Origin of the sequence: Mucilaginibacter sp. SG538B (assembly GCF_013376065.1) — a bacterium.
In the GTDB taxonomy this organism is placed as follows: Bacteria; Bacteroidota; Bacteroidia; order Sphingobacteriales; family Sphingobacteriaceae; genus Mucilaginibacter; species Mucilaginibacter rubeus.
Genome location: NZ_JABMJI010000001.1, coordinates 1,222,501 through 1,243,671 on the forward strand (window position 1 = coordinate 1,222,501; position 21,171 = coordinate 1,243,671).

The window sequence follows — 21,171 nt, forward strand, 5'->3', positions numbered from 1 at the left end:
AAATCATGGCAGATAGCCGCACCATAGAAACCACCCGGCCAAGTACCGTTGTTACCCCGATTGTAAAAATTGAGGGCACCGAGATACCCCGTACCATGCAGGTGGAGGCTATGGTAATTGATAAAGGCGTAAACCGGATAGCAGCCGCCAAACTGGTGATTATTGATGGTGATACCTCGGCCCAAAAGTTTGATGCCAGCAACGGTGACTTGTTTGTGCCGGGTAAAAACATCGAGATCCTGTGCGGTTATGAATCAGATAACTACACACTGTTTAAAGGTGTGGTTATCAAGCATAGTATCAAGCTGCGTAACAGCGGCTCGCAACTGGTTATTGAATGCCGCGATAAGGCCATTGCCATGACACTTGCCCGCCATAGCAAGTATTTTGGCGAAAACGTGAAGGACAGCGATGCTATAACTACTATAGCTGGCACTTACAGCGGTTTAAGCACCGATGTTGCCGATATGAACATCACCACCAGCGACCTGGTGCAATACGAAGCCACCGACTGGGATTTCATAACCGGTCGCGCTGAACTGAACGGGATGCTGGTTTATACCGATGATAATACCCTCTCCATCAAAAAGCCGGAAATAAGCGGCACCGCGGTTGTGGAATTATCATTTGGCGCAACAATGCTGGAGTTGGATGCTGAGATTGATTCAAGGATCCAGTTCCCCTCCATAACAGGCCGCACCTGGAACCCGGCATCACAGGAAATTGAAAAGGTTGATGCTAATCCGCCATCAGGCGAACTGAACGGCAATCTGACAAGTGATGATCTGGCTGGCGTATTTAATGAAAGTAAATATCAGCTTAACCATGGCGGCAAGCTTTCGCAGCCCGAGTTGCAGGCCTGGGCAACATCGCTCAAGCAAAAACAGGTGCTTTCAAAAGTGCGGGGCAGGGTGAAATTTAAAGGCATCCATACAGTAAAGCCGGGGATGATCATTAAGCTCAGCAATCTGAGCGACCGGTTTAACGGCAACACGTTTGTAAGTCACATTCAGCATCATATCTCGGCCGGCGACTGGCAACTGGAAGTACAGTTTGGTTTAGATCCGCAATGGTTTACCGAAAAGTTTGAAACCAGTATAAAGCCTGCTTCGGCCTTGATCCAGGCAGTACCCGGTTTGCAGATAGGTGTGGTTACTCAATTGGAAAGCGATCCCGATGGCGAATGCCGCATCCTGGTACGCATGCCGGTGATCAGTGCTGATGATCAGGGGATTTGGGCACGCGTGGCAACTTTAGATGCCGGTAAAGAACGCGGAAGTTTCTTTTTGCCCGAAGTTGGTGATGAGGTAATTGTTGGTTTTTTAAACAGCGACCCTCGTAAGCCAGTAGTGTTGGGCATGCTTAACAGCAGCAATAAAACCGCTCCTTTAACCGCGGCCGATGCCAACAACCAAAAGGGTTTTGTAACCCGCAGCAAAATGAAACTCATTTTTGATGACGATAAAAAATCAGTAACCATCGAAACGCCGGCCGGGAAAAAGATAACAATGGATGAAGATGCCGGGGCGATTGAGTTAAAGGATGAGAACAACAACTCGATAAAAATGAACAGCGATGGCATCACCATCGAAACCCAGGGCAAACTGGTGCTTAAGGCCCAGCAGGATTTTAACGCCGAAGGAATGAACCTGGGCCTGAAAGCCAATACCGCCCTTTCGGCCGAAGGATCGGCCAGTGTGGAAGTAAAATCAAGCGGTACGGCGGCACTGAAAGGCTCAATTGTACAAATAAACTAATAACAAAAAATGGCAGCAGCAGCAAGGATAGGCGATATGCACGTATGCCCTATGTTCAACGGGCCTTCACCTCACGTAGGCGGGCCGGTAATAGGGCCGGGGGTACCAACGGTGCTTATTGGCGGTATGCCGGCCGTATGCGTGGGCGATATGTGTACTTGCGCCGGTCCGCCTGATTCGATAATCATGGGTTCGGCAACGGTGCTGATAGGGGGGAAACCCGCCGCCCGCATGGGCGATAGCACAGCCCATGGCGGATCAATAGTGTTAGGCTGCCCAACAGTAATAATCGGAGGCTGATCAATGGAACCAAAAATACCTTTTATAGGCAGGGGATGGAGCTTCCCGCCAAGCTTTGACAAAGCCGCCGGTAAAGTTGAAATGCTTACCGACGAAGCCGATATCGAAAGCAGTTTGGGCATACTGTTTACCACCCGGCTGGGCGAGCGAATTATGCAGCCAATTTTCGGGTGCGATTTACAAAAGATAGTTTTTGAGGCTGTAAACCTTACCCTCAAAACCTATATCAAAGATTTGATTGAAACGGCCATACTGTACTTTGAACCAAGGATAACGCTCAACAGCACCGAGGTTGACACCAGTATGGATAACGAAGGGATCTTGCTTATTAAGCTCAATTACACGGTGCGTACCACCAATTCACGGTACAACTACGTGTTCCCTTATTATAAAAATGAGATTACCAGCATAACTACCAACCAATAAGAACTAACCATGGCCTGTAACGATAAAAATCCGCTTCAACGTGATGGCTCAAGCCAGTCACAGCGCTTCCTGAAAGCGCTTGACCCAGCCTACGCCCCAATTGAGGAATTGGGCATGGAAGACTGGCTGACGTTCGCGGCTGCTTATGCCGATAAAATAAACTATTATACCCTGAAAGACAGCAATTACCCCCAGGGCGATTGGAAACCGTTTTTCATCCAGGATAAAAAAGCGCTTCAGGATTTTTTAAAACAGGTTGAGGTTAAAATGCAAAACGCCGGCCTGGGTTTCCCTGATTCAAGCATTAAGAGCGATGTTGAACCACACCTGGCTTTGTTTATGTGTTTCATTATGCTGTTGCAGCATTCCGAAGATGCGCTGAACCAGTTTACCGGCCGTCATCTTGATTTTTATTTTAAACGGGTATTGCAGCTGCGTAACCGCCCCGAAGTACCTGACAAGGTACATGTAATATTTGAACTGGCCCGTAACCTAACCGGCTTTTTACTGCCGCAGGACACCGCGCTTGATGCAGGCAAGGATAAAAGCACCAAGCCGAAGCCCATTACATTTAAAACAAATGCCGAACTGGCAGTAAACAGCGCTACCATAGCTGCTATGAAAAGCTGGTATCAATCAGCAGCAGATAAAAAAGTAGCTTATGCCGATGTTACTTTCTCGGCCGATGGTTTGGGTACGCCTTTTAAAGACGATGTACCTAAATGGAACCCTTTTGGCAGTAAAAGCTGGCCAACGGCATCAATGGGCTTTGCTTTTGCATCAAAGGTATTGCTCATGAGCGAAGGGGACCGTACTATAACTTTAACACTTAACTTTACCGGGCTCGTTACTATTGATCCTACCATATTAACCCAACTGTTTAAGGTTTTTTTAACATCCGAAAAAGAATGGCTGCAGGCCGATTTTCCACCTACAGATGCCTTTAAGGTTAATCAGCAGCAAATTGTTATTACAGTAAATATACCGGCAAAGGCTAAGGCTGTTGTACCCTATGATCAGGCAATTCATAAAGAAAATTATAAAACCGATTTCCCGGTAATACGCCTGCTGATGAGCGTTCAGGATAATGCCTATCCTGTTTATGTTGCGCTGAGTAAAGCTAAGCTCAATAATGTGCAGATAGATGTGACTGTGAAAGGTATGAAAAACCTGGCTGTTGAAAATGATAACGGTAAAGTTGACCCATCAAAGCCCTTCTTTGCCTTTGGCGCACTGCCAAAAGTTGGCTCAACCCTATACATCGGCAGTACTGAGATCTTTCAAAAAGAGTGGACAGAAATTACGCCTCATATAGATTGGAAAGGCGTACCTGATGATCTGAAAAGTTATTATACGGCTTATCGTACAGATTATCTCAAGTCGACATTAAGTCCCGGTGCATATAACATTAACGCCAGTAATGAGGCTTCAGATACCACGGGGACCTCGCGGGTGATAACGGCCAAAAGTGACTTTAAAGCAAAAGTAGCCTATATTAAAAACGGAGCATGGTTCCCAAGTGATGGCAGTGAGATCAACGTGCTCGATAATACCTTTACACTTAAGCCGGATGGCGTTCAGCAAACGGTAAATCCCGCACCTTATTTTATTAATAAATATCTGTATTTTAATGTGTCGGGCTCTTTTAAACAGGGTAGCTGGCCACAGGCCGAAAAGGCGTTGGTGCAACAGTATGTGCAACCAATGCAGATGTTTTTCCCGGTGCTGGGTTTTGTTGGGTTTCAGCAAACTGCTACTACAGTTCAAACAAAAACCGAAAATTTTTCGGCAGGAGTTAAGGATAATTATATCCGTATAAGTCTTGAAAAGGATTTTCTGCATAGTATATATCCGCAATTGTTTGCCGCTGCCATGACAGATACAACAAGGGCCGCGCTTATCCCTAAAGAACCCTATACTCCCGAAATAGCATCGCTAAAGCTCGATTACAAGGCATCGGCTAAAAATAAGATTGACGATTTGACCGGCAGTAATGATAACCCTGGTTTGCTGGCTGATTACGTGAACCATAACGTTCAATTTTTTCACGAAACACCATTTGGCCAGGCCGAACAGCATGCTTTCCTTAAAAAACAATATCACGGGCTTATCGACGGGAATATTACAGCTATACCGCAAGCTCCTGATCTTGCAGCTTTTTACATAGGCATTGCAGGTATTGAAACGGGATCTATAGCCAGTATTCTTTTCCAGGTAGCCGAGGGCAGTGAAGACGCGCTTGCGCCCTCGTTCTCGGATACTATTCAACCTAAATGGTATTATTTATCAGGCAATGAATGGCTTGCTTTGGATAAAAGCAATATCATCAGCGACGATACCAATGATTTTTTGCGCTCGGGGATCATCAAATTTTTAATCCCCGAAGGCGCTACAACCAACAATACATTCCTAAACCAAAGCCTCACCTGGCTTGGGGTTGAACTGCCAACTGCAGTAACGATAGATTCGGTTTGTAAATTCATCAACGTACATATCCAGGCTGCCGAAGCCGAATTTGCCGATAATGATAATGAACTTTCGCACCTGGAAACCGGGTTGCCTGCAGGTACCATCAGCAAACTGCTCGACAGGCTGCCGCAAATCAAATCGGTTACTCAGCCATATGCCTCGTTTGGCGGTTTACTGCCGGAAGATGACGGCGCTTTCCGCCTGAGGGTAAGTGAACGGCTGAGGCATAAACACCGGGCTGTCACCATCTGGGATTATGAGCACCTGGTAATGGCGCAGTTTCCGCAGGTATTCAGGGTTAAATGCCTTAACCATACCAACGATAATATTGAAGTTGCCCCGGGCAGCGTAAGGGTGGTAGCCATACCTGATATCCGTAACCAGATCAGTTTTGATCCATTTAAACCTCGCGTAAGCAAAAATACCCTGAGCGAGATCACCAAATATCTGTCGGGATTAAACTCTATGCATGTTGACCTGCTGGCTATTAATCCTGATTATGAAGAGGTAATCCTTGATTTTAAGGTGAAATTTTACTTCGGACTGGATGAAAACCTATACGCGGCTAAGTTGAATACCGACGTGATTAATTACCTGTCGCCCTGGGCTTTTAACCGTAATGCCGATATTGATTTTGGCGGCATCCTGTACAAAAGTGTGGTGATCCGCTTTATTGAAGAACTACCCTATGTTGATTATATAGCCGATTTTAAGATGTACTTCACAGCATCGGGGCCTGCAAACCCCGATGTTTTGGAGGCAGGCAATTCAAAGGCAATCCTTGTATCGGCAAAACAACATTTAATTGATACCAAAACCATACCTACATGCCCATGATTGATCAGTTAACCATACCAAAACAAATTGATACCAGCCTTGGGCCCGAGTATAATACTTTGCGCACCGAAGGTATGCAGCATATCCGCGACCTGGCCAGTGCCATTTGGTCGGATTATAACGTGCATGACCCAGGTATTACCACGCTGGAGATGCTTTGCTATGCACTCACTGATTTGAACTACCGCATTACCCTGCCCGTTGAAAATATTTTAGCGGTTGATCATGACAATACCACCAGTATGCATGAGCAGTTCTTATCTGCCATAAAAATATTGCCCACTTACCCGGTTACCCCCGACGACTACCGTCAATTATTTGTGCGGATAGATGGTGTGCGGAATGCCTGGATCAAAAAATCGCCCCATAGTATCATAGCCAACTATAAACAACCTGATGGTAAACCGTTGCTGCGTTATGCCAAACCCGGCGAAAATGCCCTAACCGGTAAAGAAGTAAAATTCGATCTAAAAGGTATCAACGATATCCTGATTGATTTTGAGGATTTTCCTGAATTGGGTGGTGATGCGGCTAAGATCAAAGCGAAACAGGATGACATCATCAAACAAATAAAATCGGTATATCATTACTTCCGTGAGTTGTGTGAAGACCTTGGCCAGGTAAAAGCAGTTGAAAACCAGGAGATAGTTATCTGCGCGGAAATTGAATTGCAGCCCCAGGCCGATCCTGAAATGATCTGGGCGCAGATCATGTTTAATATTGAGCAATACCTTACACCCGATATTAAATTTTACCTGCTTAAAGAATTGCTGGATAAAGGCATGCAGACCGACGAGATCTTTGAGGGCCCGGTACTTGATTTTGAAAACCTGCAGGGTATTGATGCTGAATTTGCTAAACAAGGGTTTATCATCCCGGCCGAACTTGCGGCCTCGCAGTTGCGTACAGAGGTGCGCCTGTCTGATCTGTACCGCATTATCATGGAAATTGACGGTGTACGATTGGTGAAAAGAATTTCCTTTGGTTTTTGCGGCTGTACTGCACCGCAGAGTGAGGTTGCCGATAAGATCTATAAATCAAACGAATGGCTGCTTTGTGTACAGGATGGCCATAAACCTGTTTTGTGTGAAACCAATTCATCATTCACGTTTTATAAGGATGTGGTGCCTATCGAACTGAAGCAGTCCGAAGCCCAGGCCGATCTTAACCAGCTTCGTAAAGACTGGCAGGACAATGTAGAGGCTAAAAAGATAGTTGATTTGCCGGTACCCGAAGGCGATTACAGGGATATAAGCCATTATGAAACGCTGCAAAATCAGTTTCCTGAAAATTACGGTATCTCGCCGCTGGGCCTGCCTGATACTGCTACAACTGAACAACGGTCGCTGGCCTTACAGCTGAAAGGCTACCTGCTGTTTTATGACCAGGTGCTGGCCAATTACTTCGCCCAGCTTTCAAACGCCCGGATTTTGCTTACTGCCGACGACAGCATCCGCAAAACCTATTTCAGTAACACGGTAAATGGCATCAGGGATGTAGAAAAGCTTGTGGACGGTTATGCCCAATGGGAAAAAACGGTTGATGATGTAATTAAAGAAACCGGGCAGGATAACTACCCCGAACGGAAAAATAAATTCCTCGACCATTTGCTGGCCCGTTTTGCCGAACAGTTTAACGAATATGTTTTTTTGATGTACCGCATTTACGGCGAAGATTACCAACGCAACATCATCAGGCATAAGGTTAAGTTTTTGAAAGACTATGACCAGATGAGCATTTGCCGCGGCAGCGGGATGGATTTGTACAACGCCAAAACACCGGATCAGCAACTGGTGAACGTATCGGGCATGGAAAAACGGATCTCCATGCTGCTGGGTTTCTCCAACTATAAAATGCAGCAGCTAAGTGTTGAAGATTACCTTTTGTTTAAAGCAGATGCTCTGCATTATAACTGGACGATATCGCAGCTTGGTGTGGTGAAATTTAAGGGTAATGCCAACTTCCTGAAGGAGATTGATGCTTATGAAGATCTTGGCCTCGTATCCGTACTGGCCTGCGACAGGGAAAATTACCGCTTAAGTCCGGGAGCTACCGCCGGTAAATATGTATATAACATAGCCAACTCTGCGGGTACTTTGCTTACCCATAATGATATGGAGTTCAGCGCCGCCGCCATCGAAACCGAGATAGCATTTATCATCAAATTTATGCAGAACGATTTCAAGATGGAGGGCATGTACGTGATTGAGAACATCTTGCTGCGCCCGCCATTTGATTATACCGGCGATGATAGTACCCACCACCAGTTTATGCCGGTTTGCCTTGATCCTAACGGTGTGTACTGCGAGCCGCTTGATCCATATTCGTTCCGGATTTGTGTGATACTGCCGGGGTACAGCGTAAGGTTGCGAAACACAGCCTTCCGAACCTATGCCGAGCGGCTCATCCGCACCGAAACACCGGCCCATGTGTTGCCGCGCATCTGTTTCATCGGGCATGATCAGATGGTTGGTTTTGAAGCGGTTTATAAAGATTGGCTTGCTGCCAAACACATAGCGGTAAGTACCGATACGCCTATAGACCCTGTATTGAACAGCAAATTTATTGATGTACTTGAAAAACTATACACTGTTTATCAGCAGGGCCAGCTAAGCGATTGCGACGATGATACCCAGGAAACCAACCCGATAATATTGAACAAAACCAGCCTTGGCACCTTGCAGGGCGGCACAAATAATAACAGTTAAAACCTAAATGAAAAAGCCATGCCACCAGTAACCAACATAAAGCTCACCGATATAACTTTAGAGTATAACTCCTTTGTTGACAGCCAGGTGCTTACAGCCAAACAGCTGAATGATATTGTAGAGTTTTTTGAAGATCAGCAGCGCCTTACCCGTACCTGTTTAATTGGTGTTGGCCTGGTATGCGGCTTAAGTTTCAAAGGCGATGCCAACGGCATAACCATAGGCAAGGGCTGCGGCGTAACTACCGACGGCGATTTGCTTTACATGCCCGAAACAACCTATAAAAACTTCAGGGCCTATGATAATTCGCTGATCAAATACCCGCCGTTTTATCCCATGGGCACCGATGCTGCGCAAATGGCTTTATGGGAGCTGGTAACGCCCGATGATAAAGGCGCTTTCCCGGTTGATAGTTTTGCCCTCACCAATTTTAAATCAAAGGCTGGTAAGGAACTTACCGAAATGTACGGCCTGCTTTACCTGGAGTATTATTCTAAAGATCCGGATGCCTGTACGGCTATTGATTGCGACAATCAGGGCCGCAAGCAGGTAGCCAAACCCAAAGTGCTGCTTATTGCACAGGCAGATATGAACCAGATCATTGAGCAAACCGGTTCGGAGGTTATTTATGACGATATCTACAAAAAGTATTTCAATGCTTATAACGCGTACTTTGATGCCCCTGTGCTGGCGGCAAAACGGGTGTTTTTCAATAAGCAGACTACCGCTTCATCATCAGCGCTTACCGCTGCCTTTTCAAAAATTGCAAATGATGGTGCCGGTGGTTTATCAAGTGCTGTTCAAACGCTCTACAACACATTCAAATTCGCGCTCGATCCGCAATCTGTTTATCCTATTACCAGTATCGTTGCCAATATCAATACAACGCTGAGTAAAGCTACAGCCCCAATGCAGGCGCAATATCTGTATGATTTTTACAAAGATCTGTTAACCGGGTATAATGAATTGAGGGCTATACTTTCGGATATCATTTACCAGTGCTGCCCCAATATTTATGCTTTCCCCAAACATATTATGCTGGGTGCTTTAAATGTTACGCCTACGGCCAAGCCAACGCCATATCGCCATAAATTTTATGCCTCGCCGGCTATCAGCGCCAATAAAGATAAGCTGAACATTGCCATTAACCTGCTCGACAGGCTGAACGTTATGAGCAGCGGGTTTACGCTGCCTCCGAGCCCGGTGGTGAAAATAACACCATCTACAGATAACAGTAAACCTTTAGGGGCAAGGGCTATCCCTTTTTATTACGGCAAACCGGTCGACCTGGCTCAAAAGTGGAGTTATAACCGGTGGCTGCAGGGCACAGATAAGCTGATCCTTGGTTATAATGCCGGAGCTTATTCGCCCGCAAATGATATGGTGGTAAATCCGCTCGCCTATTCAATCGACTCCAATAATTTTTTCAGGATTGAAGGGCATATCGGCAAGAAATATACCGAGGCTATTGCGGCGGTTGATAAGATCAGGCAAGACAGTAACCTGCCATTTGATGTGGTTGCCATCCGTTTGGGGGATGTAAGCCTTAGTGATATTGATATCGATGATTATGCCTGCCAGTTTAATGATCTGGAGGCTACATTAAAAGCTTTCCAGGCAGAGCAGAATTGCCTTTATGGTGATGTAAGCAAGTTTTTTTCAAGCTTTGATACCAAAACAGGTTATTCGGTGGCGAATGAGATCCGGTATCAGGCGGCCCAGCAGAAACTGGAATTGGCCAATGAGGAAGAAGCAGCCACACCTAAAATGCGAATGGCTGCTGCCAAAACAGCGGATACCGGCGAAATACAGGCAACTGCACGTGAGCAGGTAAGCAGCGGGTTTGCGATCAATAAAAGCACCGATAAATATGTGATGGACGGCGGCATCGACGCAGTTGACAATAATATCAATATTGCTCAAGGCAGTATAGGTTACTATGTAGATCAGATCCGCAGGCAGGGCGGGGCCATCAGTATTTCTGACTATGCAGATGCCGCAGGCAAAACTGTGGATACCTCGGCAACAGGCTCATATGAGCAAGCTATTGCAGTTGATATCCCTGTGCGTATGATAGCCGGTACCCGTAACATAAGCCAGTGGCTGCCCGACAGGCTGGTTGATATTGACGAAGACACCATTGATAATTTTACAGCCCGCCTGGATGAACTTTGCAACGAAGTAAAGTTGGCTGCTCAAAAAAGCCGCCAGATTTTTGCTAAAAGCGACTATGTACGAAAAGGGTATGAAGATGATTATGAATTACAGTTATGGCGCTTATCTGAAAATTGCTGTGCAGGTCAGGCGCTTGCCGTAATATTAAAGGAAATACAGGACCGCAAAACCAAGCTGCTGCAACAGCTTACCTTTTCGGCCTATGCCGCTAATCATACCGGGTTAGAACACCTGGCAGGTGTGCCGGCGGGTGGTACCTTTGTAATGGTTTATGCTACCGCGGTAGCTGCACCCAGTCCAACCACCCCTTCAGACAAATTTCCGCTCGAAGACAGGTTAAAGGCGCTTGAAAGCGAACAGCAGTTTGTAAAAGGTTTTGCAAGTGATAGCGACGTGATGGTTTATATCGCCAAAAATACCGAGTATGATAACATTGCCGATGCTGTAAAATATTATGAAAGACGGTCAAAACGTAAATACACCCCGACAAATGAAGCCGAGATCATCAAGAAAACTCAGGCCTTAGCGCTCGAACTGGGAAAATCAAGAGCTGTAGCTGCAAACCCCGATGTGCCTGCCGATATAGTATTTGCCGATTTCTGCCTGCCGTATATGTGCTGTTCTGATTGTCCGCCGGTAGCATTTATCATGCCTAAGCCACAGGTAGGGCTTAGTTTACCTAAAGCCGTAGCATGTTCTGACGAAGGGTTGCTGCAGTTTAAAGTTAGCCCGGCTGATGGGGTTATCAAAGCCTCGGCTGGTTTTGAAACTACAGTTGTAACTAAAGACGCAATAACCTATTTTGATACTACTAAAGTTAAAGACGGTACATTTGGCCAGCAGATTAAATTTACGGTAAATGATCAGCCAACCGATTGCACCATTACCGTATTCAAACATCCGTCTGTTAAACCTGCAGCCAGCATAAGTGATACAACCCAGTTTGCCGTATTTATTCAGCTAACGGCTACAACCAATCAGGCAGCGGGCGATACATTTGCTTACACATGGACAATGCCCGACGGGCAGGTGCATGCTAATCTGGCTAAGCCGGATGATAACATTACCTTCCAATATGCTGATCTTCGTGCCAAATTCCCTGATGGTAAACTAACCTTCACCTTGTCTGCCAATAACCATGATTGTGCCGATTCTGAACAGGTTACTATTACAGTAGAGATTCCTGAGGAGCCGGTAGACCTACAGTTAGCCGCCAGCGAAGTTTGTTCGGATCAGGGTAATATAAACTTCACTGCCGTACAACCCGCAACAGGGATTATCACCTCAAAAATAGCGGGAGATGCTGTGAAATTGCTGGGTAGCCAGTGGGTTTTTGATCCATCGAAAGGGCCTTATGATGTCAGCATCAACGACTTTATGGTGAACGACAAGCCGGTTCCTGCTTGTACGCTCATGATCCATGAGCATCCGCAGGCCTCGTTTGACTATAAGGTAACTATGGATAATGAAAAAGGTGCTGCCACGGTTACTTTAACAAATAAAACACCTAATCCGGGCAGCTTTAAATTTACATGGACATTTGACGATGGAACTATCAGCAATGAGGTAAACACAGTAAAAGTGTTTGATATGCGCCAGTTTCCACGCGGTCGCAATACTGTTATTACGCTGATAGCTGTAAATGGCAAGTTTGAGAAGTGTCGTGCGGTATATACACCTACGCCGCCTGTTGCTTTGCCTCCTATAACCACCACTCCGGTACTCACCCACTTGCCGCCGGAAACCACTACACCGGTAGTTACTAAAGTTCCGCCTGTGGTTACTACGCCGCCAACGGGTACTACTGTACCGCCGGTGATTACAGTTAGGGATACACCTGCGGTAACACCATCGGTAACACCAACACCAACGGTAGACCCATCTGCGATTAAACCGAGTACAACTGTAACACAGGCGGCTACACCGAAGACAGATCCGGCTGTAACTCCTGTGACACCCAAAATAGCTTCGAAGATTATCAAAAAAGATCCGGGTACTACAGATCCGGGCACTGTTAAATAATGTTGAGCTATGGCAGGAAGCACACATATCATCCATAAGCTTGTACTTGATATAGAAGTATCGCATCGAAGCACTGCCCAAAAGGTGCAGGACGAGGCCGTGCGGTACTTTGAACAGGTGCTGCTCAAAAAACTGGAGCAATTGCTGGATGATATGGATCTGCCTGCCCATGTTTTGATAGATAAGATTGATCTTGACCTGGGTATGGGTAAAATGGAAGATGTTTTTGAGCAACTGCAATTTAGGTTATCGAAGGCGCTTAAGCCAGCTTTAAACCCCGGTTTGCTGCCCAACGGAGATGAGCCGGATAATGTCATTGACTATTCACTACTTACCGATGAACAGCAGGCTTTTAACGTGTTTATTTATTTCCTGAATACGGGCAGGCTCCCATGGTATGCTGTTGCTGCAACAGAGTGGCTACAGCAGGAAGATGTTTGGTTAAATAAACTATCGGGGCAGTTGATCAATGATAACGTTTATCAATCAAAGCTTATCAATCTGTTTAAGAGCTCAGCTCTTGCGGCAGCCAGGTTATTCAGCCAGTTTGGTATGGCTTTTATTAAAAAGCTGGCAATGGTTTTACTTCAGGCCGAGACTTATGGATTTCAAAAAAAGGTCGACGCTGTTGTTGAAGAAATCAGGCGTTTGATAACTGGTGAATCAGCAACAAACATACACGCTAACATTAAAGAGGTTTTACCGGCGGAATTTAATAGCGACTCCGGGCGGCAGATCATTGAAAAGCTCTTGCTGATGATTTGCCTGCGGACAGGCCATAGTGAATTTGCTGGTGATAGTGCAATCCTGAAAAAGCTAACCGCTTTAATAACCGGAGAGTTAAAAGCTTCTGTTTCAATTTCTGCGATGAGCCTCATTCAAATAGCCGAAACAGTTATCCAATCAACAGAAAATAAATCGCTACAGCAAAGTAATAAGCCCATAATCACACCCGATAACACTCCGGAAACAAGCTTGAAAAAAGAAGAAGAAATTGCCGGAACTTATGTAGCCCAGGCCGGTTTGGTGATCCTGCACCCGTTTTTGGAGTATTTCTTTAAAGATTTTGGTTTGCTGCAGGATAACGATTTTGTTGATCTGCCCGCAAGGCAACTGGCCGTTCACCTGCTGCACTATTTAGGTACCGGTAATGTGAATGCCTTTGAATATGACCTTTATTTTGAGAAATTTTTATGCCGGTGGCCACTTGACGAGCCATTGGAACGTGAAGTTGAAATACCCCAACGCATGCTTGATGAAGGCGACAATATGCTCCGAACCGTGATAAAATACTGGAAAGCATTAAAAAATACATCGCCCGGCGGCTTGCGCGAGGCATTCTTAATTCGCAACGGGAAACTGATTGAAGCAGAACAGCCTGCCCGCCTTATTGTAGAGCGGATGGACCTGGATATCTTGCTTTCATCATTGCCATGGGGCATTGGCGTAGTTAAACTGCCCTGGATGAATGAACCTTTTTACGTGGAATGGCAATGAAGACACCGCAAAAGGCAGCACCTGCAAACACCAAACAAAACCAGCCCGCAAACAAGCAGGGGGCAGGGAAAGATCCTTTTTTCTCTGCCGCTCATGATGTTGAACAGGTGCAGGAAGCGCCCTTTTTTGAAGGGAATAAGGTTCAGCGTAAAATGACGGTGAATGAACCTGGCGATCATTTTGAACGGCAGGCCGACCAGGTGGCTGATAAAGTTGTTCAGCATATTAATCAGCCTAAAACTGCAGCGAACACTGCAACTGCTTCTACTACTGCAACTGCTCCTGCCACTGCCACTGCAACTAACTCCGCTGTGCAAAAGAAAGAAGATAAGAAGGAAGATAAACAGGAAAAAGAGCAGAACGGAGCTGATAAAGAATTACAGCGCCGCCCTGTTTTTGAAAGCGATGGCGACCCGAACGAGGGCAATACGCTAAAACGCAGCAGCCAGGCGGCCGCGCCGGATGTATCACCGCAAACCCAGCAAAAAATTGAAGGCAGCAAAGGCGGCGGCGAACCATTGCCTGCCAATACCCGCGAGGAAATGGAAGGAGCAATGGGCAGGGATTTGAGTGGGGTACGCATCCATAACAACAGTGAAGCCGCCGGTTTAAGTAACGACTTACAAGCACAGGCGTTTACCCACGGCAATGATATTTATTTCGGGGCGGGTAAATATGATCCGCAAAGCCAGGCCGGGCAGCACCTGCTGGCGCATGAAGTGGCACATACGGTACAACAGGGGAGTGGAGTAAAAAAGAAAATACAGCGTAAACCAACTAAGGGCGATGTATCGGGTAATGCAGGTCAGGTTGCTACCGCCGAAAATCCGATTGATACAACAGCATCAAAGGAATCGCTTTTTGTACCTAAAATAAACATACCAGGCTTAAAACTTGGCCTTATGCCTGGCTCAACAACTAATTATTCTTTCAAAAAAACTGAGAGGTCGGGCAAACACCTTGCCGATTGGAACGACGCTGCAACCAAAGGAGCTGGTTTTGAAACCGTTTTCAATAATAAAAAAACGGCCGAGATCCCCAAAGAGGCTAACGCCTCCAATTTTTTCATGACGCTTGAGTCGGAAAAAAAACTTACTAACCTGAAGCACCTTTTTACCGGCTCCATTACCCAGCTCAAGACTACTTTTGCACGCCCGTTTTGGAACGATAAAGGTCATGAAATAAATAATGGCTATGATGTTGATCACAAAGTTGAGTTACAATTAGGTGGAAAAGATGGCATCTCCAATCTTTGGATGCTTGAGGCCGCAGCAAACAGGTCGTCTGGTTCAAATATCAATACAGAGATCACCTCAAAAGTTGAAGCAGCATTGAATGCCATTACCACCATGCCCGACGGACAAACCAAGCCGGGTGCAGCCGAGGTAATGAGTAAATATACCATTACTGCCGGAACGCTTGACGGGAGCTTGCCTATTAGCGGCGGTAAAGAGGCCTGGGAGTTAAGTGAAATTGAGGCTGGCGACCATCTTAAAAAATTGGTATTTCTCTCAGATACAGATAAAGCGAGAGCAAAACTTATAGATAGCACTAATCTTTCCCTGATCACGAGCGAAAGATATGGAGCAACACAAAATATTAAATGGGCTCCTGAAGCGGGTAAAACAACCGAGAAAGATGTTAATGTTCAGGTAGGGCATATAAAGCGAAACGGTGCTAATCTGAAAATAAGAAAGATTTCTTATGAAGATAAAGACAACACCACGATACTCAGTGCGGGTTCAAAAGGATCTGCTACTATTGAAGTATTCATGGATAACGCGTTTGTGGCGGGGATATCCACAACACAACCAATAGAACCGGTGCCCGGTATATACGGCGGTAGGTTAAGTGGTGTAGCTGTAAAACAGGCTTTAAGTGCAGGGCTAAAGGCAAAGGGATTAAGCCCCATAACAATAACGGAGTTAGATATCGGTGAGTCTGGTTTGATAGGATTCGGCAAGATCAATACCGATGTTCCGATTATCGGAGGTTCCGCTATCGACATTATTTTTAATGAAGATGGTATCAAAATAAGTAAGGTATTTAATTCGGGAGAGATCAAGGTACCACCGCCTTTTAAAATCACCAATACTTCGCTTGAAGTATACGCAGCTACCTCAGGAATCGGCATAAAGGGAGAAGCTAATTTTGAAATAAAGAAGCTGGGTAAAGGTAAAGTTGGCGCTATGGCCAACACGTCGGGAGAGTTTGCGCTTGAGGGGTCTTTTGATTTTGACTCAAAAACCTTCAATCCGGCACAAATAAAAGCCTCCTATCGTAATGGAGAATTTAGCGCTTCGGGAGATATTGGCATTCCTGCCGGTAAAATAAAAGGTCTTAAATCGGCGCATATCAATATAAATTATGCCAACAACATATTTAATGCTTCCGGAACAGCCGAGCCTGATATCAAAGGCGTAAAAAGCGCCGAGATCCACGTTACTTATGGAAACGAAACATTGGTTATCGGCGGCAGCTTCGTTCTTGACGAAAATATGCCGGGCATCCAAAGCGGCAGCGGGAATGTTGAAGTTACCCGGGGGCCGGATGAAATTTACCATGTAAAAGCCAATGGTAAGGCGATACCTAAAATACCGAAGATCAATACCGAGCTGTCAATCTCTTATGACGATGGCGCGCTGACCATTGAAGGCAAGGCATCTTACGTTGCTGACCGGGTATCAGGCGAAGTCACTGTTGGCGCAACCAATCGAGCTATTGCCGCTGATGGTACACCATCGGGCCCGGCAGGAGATAAGTTTACCGCCTATGGCTCGGGTAAGTTAACGCTTAAAGTTACCGATTGGCTGCAGGCATCAGCAAGTGTGAGGGTAACCCCAGCCGGCGAAATTGAAGTTGTTGGCCGTTTGGACCTGCCTTCGGCGGTTGATGTTTTCCCTAAGAAGAGCATCAATAAAGAACTGTTCAAGGTACCAACCATCCAGATCCCCATATTCGCTATCCCGCTTGGGCCTAAGAGCATTGGTATTGTGGCAACTATTGATGGCGGCCTTGACTTTGACGCGGCAGTAGGTCCCGGACAACTTAAAGATGTTTTTGGACAGATAGAATTCAATCCTTCACATCCCGAAAATACCCGGATCAGCGGTGGGGCAAAATTTGTGATCCCGGCGCATGCAGGTTTAAAATTAAAAGCCGCGCTTGGTATTGGTTTAAGTATTGGCCCGGCCAGCGTTACCGGTGGTATTCAGATAGTCGGCGGATTAGGGTTGGAGGGTGAGGCAAGCGCGGCTGCCGACCTGGCCTGGTCGCCCACAACCGGGTTTGAGTTTAACGCTTTGGGTGAGATTGAGGTACACCCTAAGTTCACGTTTGATGTGAATGCATTCATTAAAGCCGAACTTGATTTGTTGGTTACCGATATTTCAAAAGAGTGGACGAAAAATCTGGCGTCATTTAGCTATGGGCCTGATCTGCAGGTTAAAGTTTCGCTGCCAATCCACTATAAAGACGGCGAACCATTTGATGTGAAAACCGATGATATTAAAGTTACCTATCCTGAAATCAGCATTTCTGATATAGCAGGTGGTATAGCAGATAAAGTAAAAGAAGAAATGTTATGAGCAACCGAAGCCAACTAACCGAACTGATAAACCTTGGTGCTATACAGCAGCTTAACGGCAATTTTGAAGCTGCCGAGGCTTATTATGCCAAAGCTGCCGACTTAAATGAGCCCAATGTTACCCTGCTCAATAACCGGGGAATGTTGTTTTACCAGCAAAATAAATTTGCCGAAGCGAAGCCGCTGTTTGAACGTGCTTTAGAAATTGACAGCCAAAATGCTTCGGCATGGCTCAATCTGGCTAATACCGAAGTTTTGCTGGGCCAGTATGATAAGGCTCTAAACGCTTTCAGGCAAACCATTACGCTTAAGGCCGATCAGTTTGAGGCCTGGGAGGGCTTGGCAAAACTGTATATGTTATCGGCAGATATGGAAAGCGCTGAAACATGCTGGCTTAAAGCGGTTGAGCTTAACCCCACAAGTCTAAATTTACTGATGGGACTGGCACAGGTTTATCTTTCAACCGGCAGATATGATGAGGCTTTTGAAATGGCCGACTATGTTTTATCAGAGAATCCGCAAAACAGCAGGGCATTGCAAACTGCGGGTCTGTCCCAATTAATGATAAAAAACTATGCGTCGGCTACAGGGTACCTGATCAGGTATTTGATGCTGTTTCCTGGCGATATTGCGGTACGTAACCACCTGGCCGTTGCTTATTTGCAAAGCGGCCAGTTAAATGAAGGGGCGGCAGAATACGAGCGGATCCTGGAATATGACCCTGGAAACGAAGAGATAAGATTAAATACCGGGGTGCTTTGCCTCGGCCTCAACCGTTTTGATGATGCGCTGGCACACCTTGACCTATTACTTGAACAATACCCCGAAAATAAGAAAGGACAGCTTTACCGGGGGATAGCTCTGGCTAATTTAAACGAGAAAGATAAAGCGAAACGGGTTTTTGAAGACCTGCTGCATGATGCCGGCGAATGGGCCGCCCATGCCAAAAAGCAATTAGATTTGTTAAACAATTTAAACTAAACCTCCTATGAAATACATCCAAAATACACGCCAGCCGCTTAGTCAGAAACAGGCGGATAAAGCAGATAAGCCCTTTTTTAATGGCAGCCGCGAAAAAAGCAAGCAGGATGGAGATGCTTTTTTCCAGGCCAGGAAAATTGATGGTAACCAGGATAGCGCCCTCGAGCAGGAGGCCGATGCGGTAGCACATAAAGTAACCATGTCACAGCAGGCAACTGCTAATTCATCACAGCGGATGGGACAAATGAGCGTTCAGAAAAAAGGAGCTGATGAGGAAAAGGATGCTAAAGGGACCCAAAAGAAAGAGCAAAAGGACGAGAAAGAAGAGGGTAAGCCGCAGAAAAAAGACGAAAAGAAAGAAGAAGAGAAACCAACTCAAAAGAAAGAAGAAGATAAAAAAGATAAAGAGCCGCAGAAAAAGGAGGAGGATAAAAAGGATAAGGAAGGCGTTCAGAAAAAAGAGGAAGAGAAAAAGGACAAAGAACCGCAAAAGAAGGAAGAAGATAAGAAAGACAAGGAGCCGCAAAAAAAAGGCGAAGAAGATAAAAAGGACGAAGGCAAGCCTCAGAAAAAAGAAAAAGGCGACGAAAAAGACGATAAGGCTGCTGCACAAAAAAAGGAAGAAAAAGGCGGCGGTGTAGAAAAAACCGAAGGCAGGCCCGAACCCCCGGAAGCAAAGTTCGACAGGTTGCTGAACGAAAGTAAAGGTGGAGGCAGTCCCTTACCTGCCAAAGTACGCACACAACTGGAGCACCAGATGAACGCGAATTTTGAACAGGTGAAAATCCACACCGGGCAGCAGGCGGTTGAACTTTGTAATCTTTCAAAGGCGCAGGCCTTCACACATGGCAACGATATTTATTTTAACGCCGCTAAGTTTGATCCGGAAAGCACTGCGGGTATGAACCTGCTGGCACACGAATTAACTCATGTTGTACAGCAAAACGGTCCGCGTAAGTAATATGGATACTAATATTAAACAGTTAAAGGCATTAATGCAGTATACAGCCGGTTGTGTTGAAGCCAGGTTGCAAACTGTATTTGGTAACGACGCAACTTATTTGCCTCCACTGCTGCCCCAGTTAGAGCGAAATGGTAGTGTGCTTGAGAAATTAATTGATGATCATGGCTTGAACAGCAATGAGGTTATTATACTAATGATGGCCCTGGTACCTCATTTACAAGTTGAGTTTTTTGATGAAATTATTCAGCCTTACATGCGTGAATCGGGGGACTTTCAGCAGATTGGTGGTGTTAGGAGCCGTAACGGACGCAGCTTTTTGCCAACCGGTCAAACAGCAGTTTTTGTTTTGGCAGGCGATGACCTGGAAAAGCGGCTGGAGATAGCCGATCTGTTTCATCATCATAGCAATCTGGCCAAACAGCATATTTTATACCTGGAGGATGTGCCCGAAGGTGAGCCTGCTTTATCCGGCAGATTATTGTTACAGCCCGAATACGTTGAACTTTTGATCAGCGGCACCGAATCTATTCCCAAACTAAGTATGAACTTTCCGGCACAACACCTGGAAACTACCTATAACTGGGATGACCTTGTACTCAACGATACCACCCGCAGGCAAATTGCCGAGCTGGAAAACTGGGTGAACTACCAGCAGGTATTAATGACCGACTGGGGCATGGAACGGAAACTGAAACCAGGCTATCGGGCATTATTTCACGGCCCGCCGGGAACGGGCAAAACGCTCACTGCATCTCTGCTCGGTAAGTATACAGGCAAGCCCGTTTTCAGGATCGATCTGTCAATGATCGTATCCAAGTTTATAGGCGAAACAGAAAAGAATCTCTCCAAGCTATTTGAAAAGGCCGATAATAAAAACTGGATCCTGTTTTTTGACGAAGCCGATGCGCTTTTTGGCAAACGGACTAACGTTAAAGATGCACACGATAAATATGCCAACCAGGAAGCATCGTACCTGCTGCAGCGTGTGGAGCAGCATAATGGCCTGGTAATACTGGCAACTAATTTTAAAAATAACATTGATGAGGCCTTTATGCGCCGGTTTCAGTCGGTTATTAACTTCCCGCTGCCTAATGCCGATGAACGCTATACTATCTGGCAAAAATCATTTCCGCCTAAAGCCAACCTCAACGGGCACATTAACCTTGAGCAGATCTCGCGTAAATATGAGCTCAGTGGTTCCGGGATCTTGAATGTAGTACAATTTGCCTGCCTGCAAATGCTGGCCCGCAAGGAAAGCCGCATAACCTCTGAACTAATATTGGAAGGTATTGAAAGAGAGTATACTAAAGAGAACCGGGTTTGGTAGGAACCTCCGGGATATAAATCCGAAATTTCCCGTCCATCTATAATCTGTACAATCGAATCCATGATCTGTACATTGACTGGTTGAGCAGGCTTCGGGATTTTTATGCCGGTCCGGATCCTGAT

The 21,171-nt window shown here is 45.9% G+C and carries 11 protein-coding genes; all 11 read left to right on the forward strand.

Annotation, left to right across the window (positions count from 1 at the left end; all coding sequences use genetic code 11):
- Positions 1–5 precede the first annotated feature (5 nt).
- Genes vgrG through FHW88_RS04925 form a run of 11 tightly spaced genes read left to right on the forward strand, consistent with a single transcriptional unit; the run spans position 6 to position 21,049 of the window.
- Entirely contained in the window at positions 6–1,757 is a 1,752-nt protein-coding gene (vgrG, locus tag FHW88_RS04875; protein ID WP_176623581.1) for a type VI secretion system tip protein VgrG, read from the forward strand.
- Positions 1,758–1,766: 9 nt separating this feature from the next.
- Positions 1,767–2,057 (forward strand): PAAR domain-containing protein, encoded by a 291-nt coding sequence (locus tag FHW88_RS04880; protein ID WP_091171180.1) that lies wholly within the window; start codon positions 1,767–1,769, stop codon positions 2,055–2,057.
- A gap of 3 nt (positions 2,058–2,060) precedes the next feature.
- Positions 2,061–2,483, forward strand: coding sequence for a GPW/gp25 family protein (locus FHW88_RS04885; RefSeq protein ID WP_176623583.1), 423 nt, complete (start codon positions 2,061–2,063; stop codon positions 2,481–2,483).
- A gap of 9 nt (positions 2,484–2,492) precedes the next feature.
- Complete coding sequence (locus FHW88_RS04890) at positions 2,493–5,789, forward strand: baseplate J/gp47 family protein (RefSeq protein WP_176623585.1); 3,297 nt, start codon at positions 2,493–2,495, stop codon at positions 5,787–5,789.
- Positions 5,786–8,497 (forward strand): hypothetical protein, encoded by a 2,712-nt coding sequence (locus FHW88_RS04895; RefSeq protein ID WP_176623588.1) that lies wholly within the window; start codon positions 5,786–5,788, stop codon positions 8,495–8,497. The genes FHW88_RS04890 and FHW88_RS04895 overlap by 4 nt, the downstream gene beginning before the upstream one ends.
- An 18-nt stretch (positions 8,498–8,515) precedes the next feature.
- Positions 8,516–12,694, forward strand: coding sequence for a hypothetical protein (locus FHW88_RS04900; RefSeq protein ID WP_176623590.1), 4,179 nt, complete (start codon positions 8,516–8,518; stop codon positions 12,692–12,694).
- Between the two features lie 9 nt (positions 12,695–12,703).
- Positions 12,704–14,191 carry a contractile injection system tape measure protein gene (locus tag FHW88_RS04905; RefSeq protein ID WP_176623592.1) on the forward strand — a complete coding sequence of 496 codons (1,488 nt, stop codon included), beginning with the start codon at positions 12,704–12,706 and terminating at the stop codon, positions 14,189–14,191.
- Positions 14,188–17,778, forward strand: a complete 3,591-nt coding sequence (locus FHW88_RS04910; protein ID WP_176623594.1) for a DUF4157 domain-containing protein — start codon at positions 14,188–14,190, stop codon at positions 17,776–17,778. Before FHW88_RS04905 ends, FHW88_RS04910 begins: the two co-directional genes overlap by 4 nt.
- On the forward strand, positions 17,775–18,758 hold the full coding sequence (locus tag FHW88_RS04915; protein WP_176623596.1) for a tetratricopeptide repeat protein: 984 nt from the start codon (positions 17,775–17,777) through the stop codon (positions 18,756–18,758). Before FHW88_RS04910 ends, FHW88_RS04915 begins: the two co-directional genes overlap by 4 nt.
- A gap of 7 nt (positions 18,759–18,765) precedes the next feature.
- Complete coding sequence (locus tag FHW88_RS04920) at positions 18,766–19,719, forward strand: DUF4157 domain-containing protein (RefSeq protein ID WP_176623598.1); 954 nt, start codon at positions 18,766–18,768, stop codon at positions 19,717–19,719.
- A 1-nt stretch (position 19,720) separates the two neighbouring features.
- Positions 19,721–21,049 (forward strand): ATP-binding protein, encoded by a 1,329-nt coding sequence (locus FHW88_RS04925; protein WP_112652171.1) that lies wholly within the window; start codon positions 19,721–19,723, stop codon positions 21,047–21,049.
- The last annotated feature ends 122 nt before the right edge of the window (positions 21,050–21,171 follow it).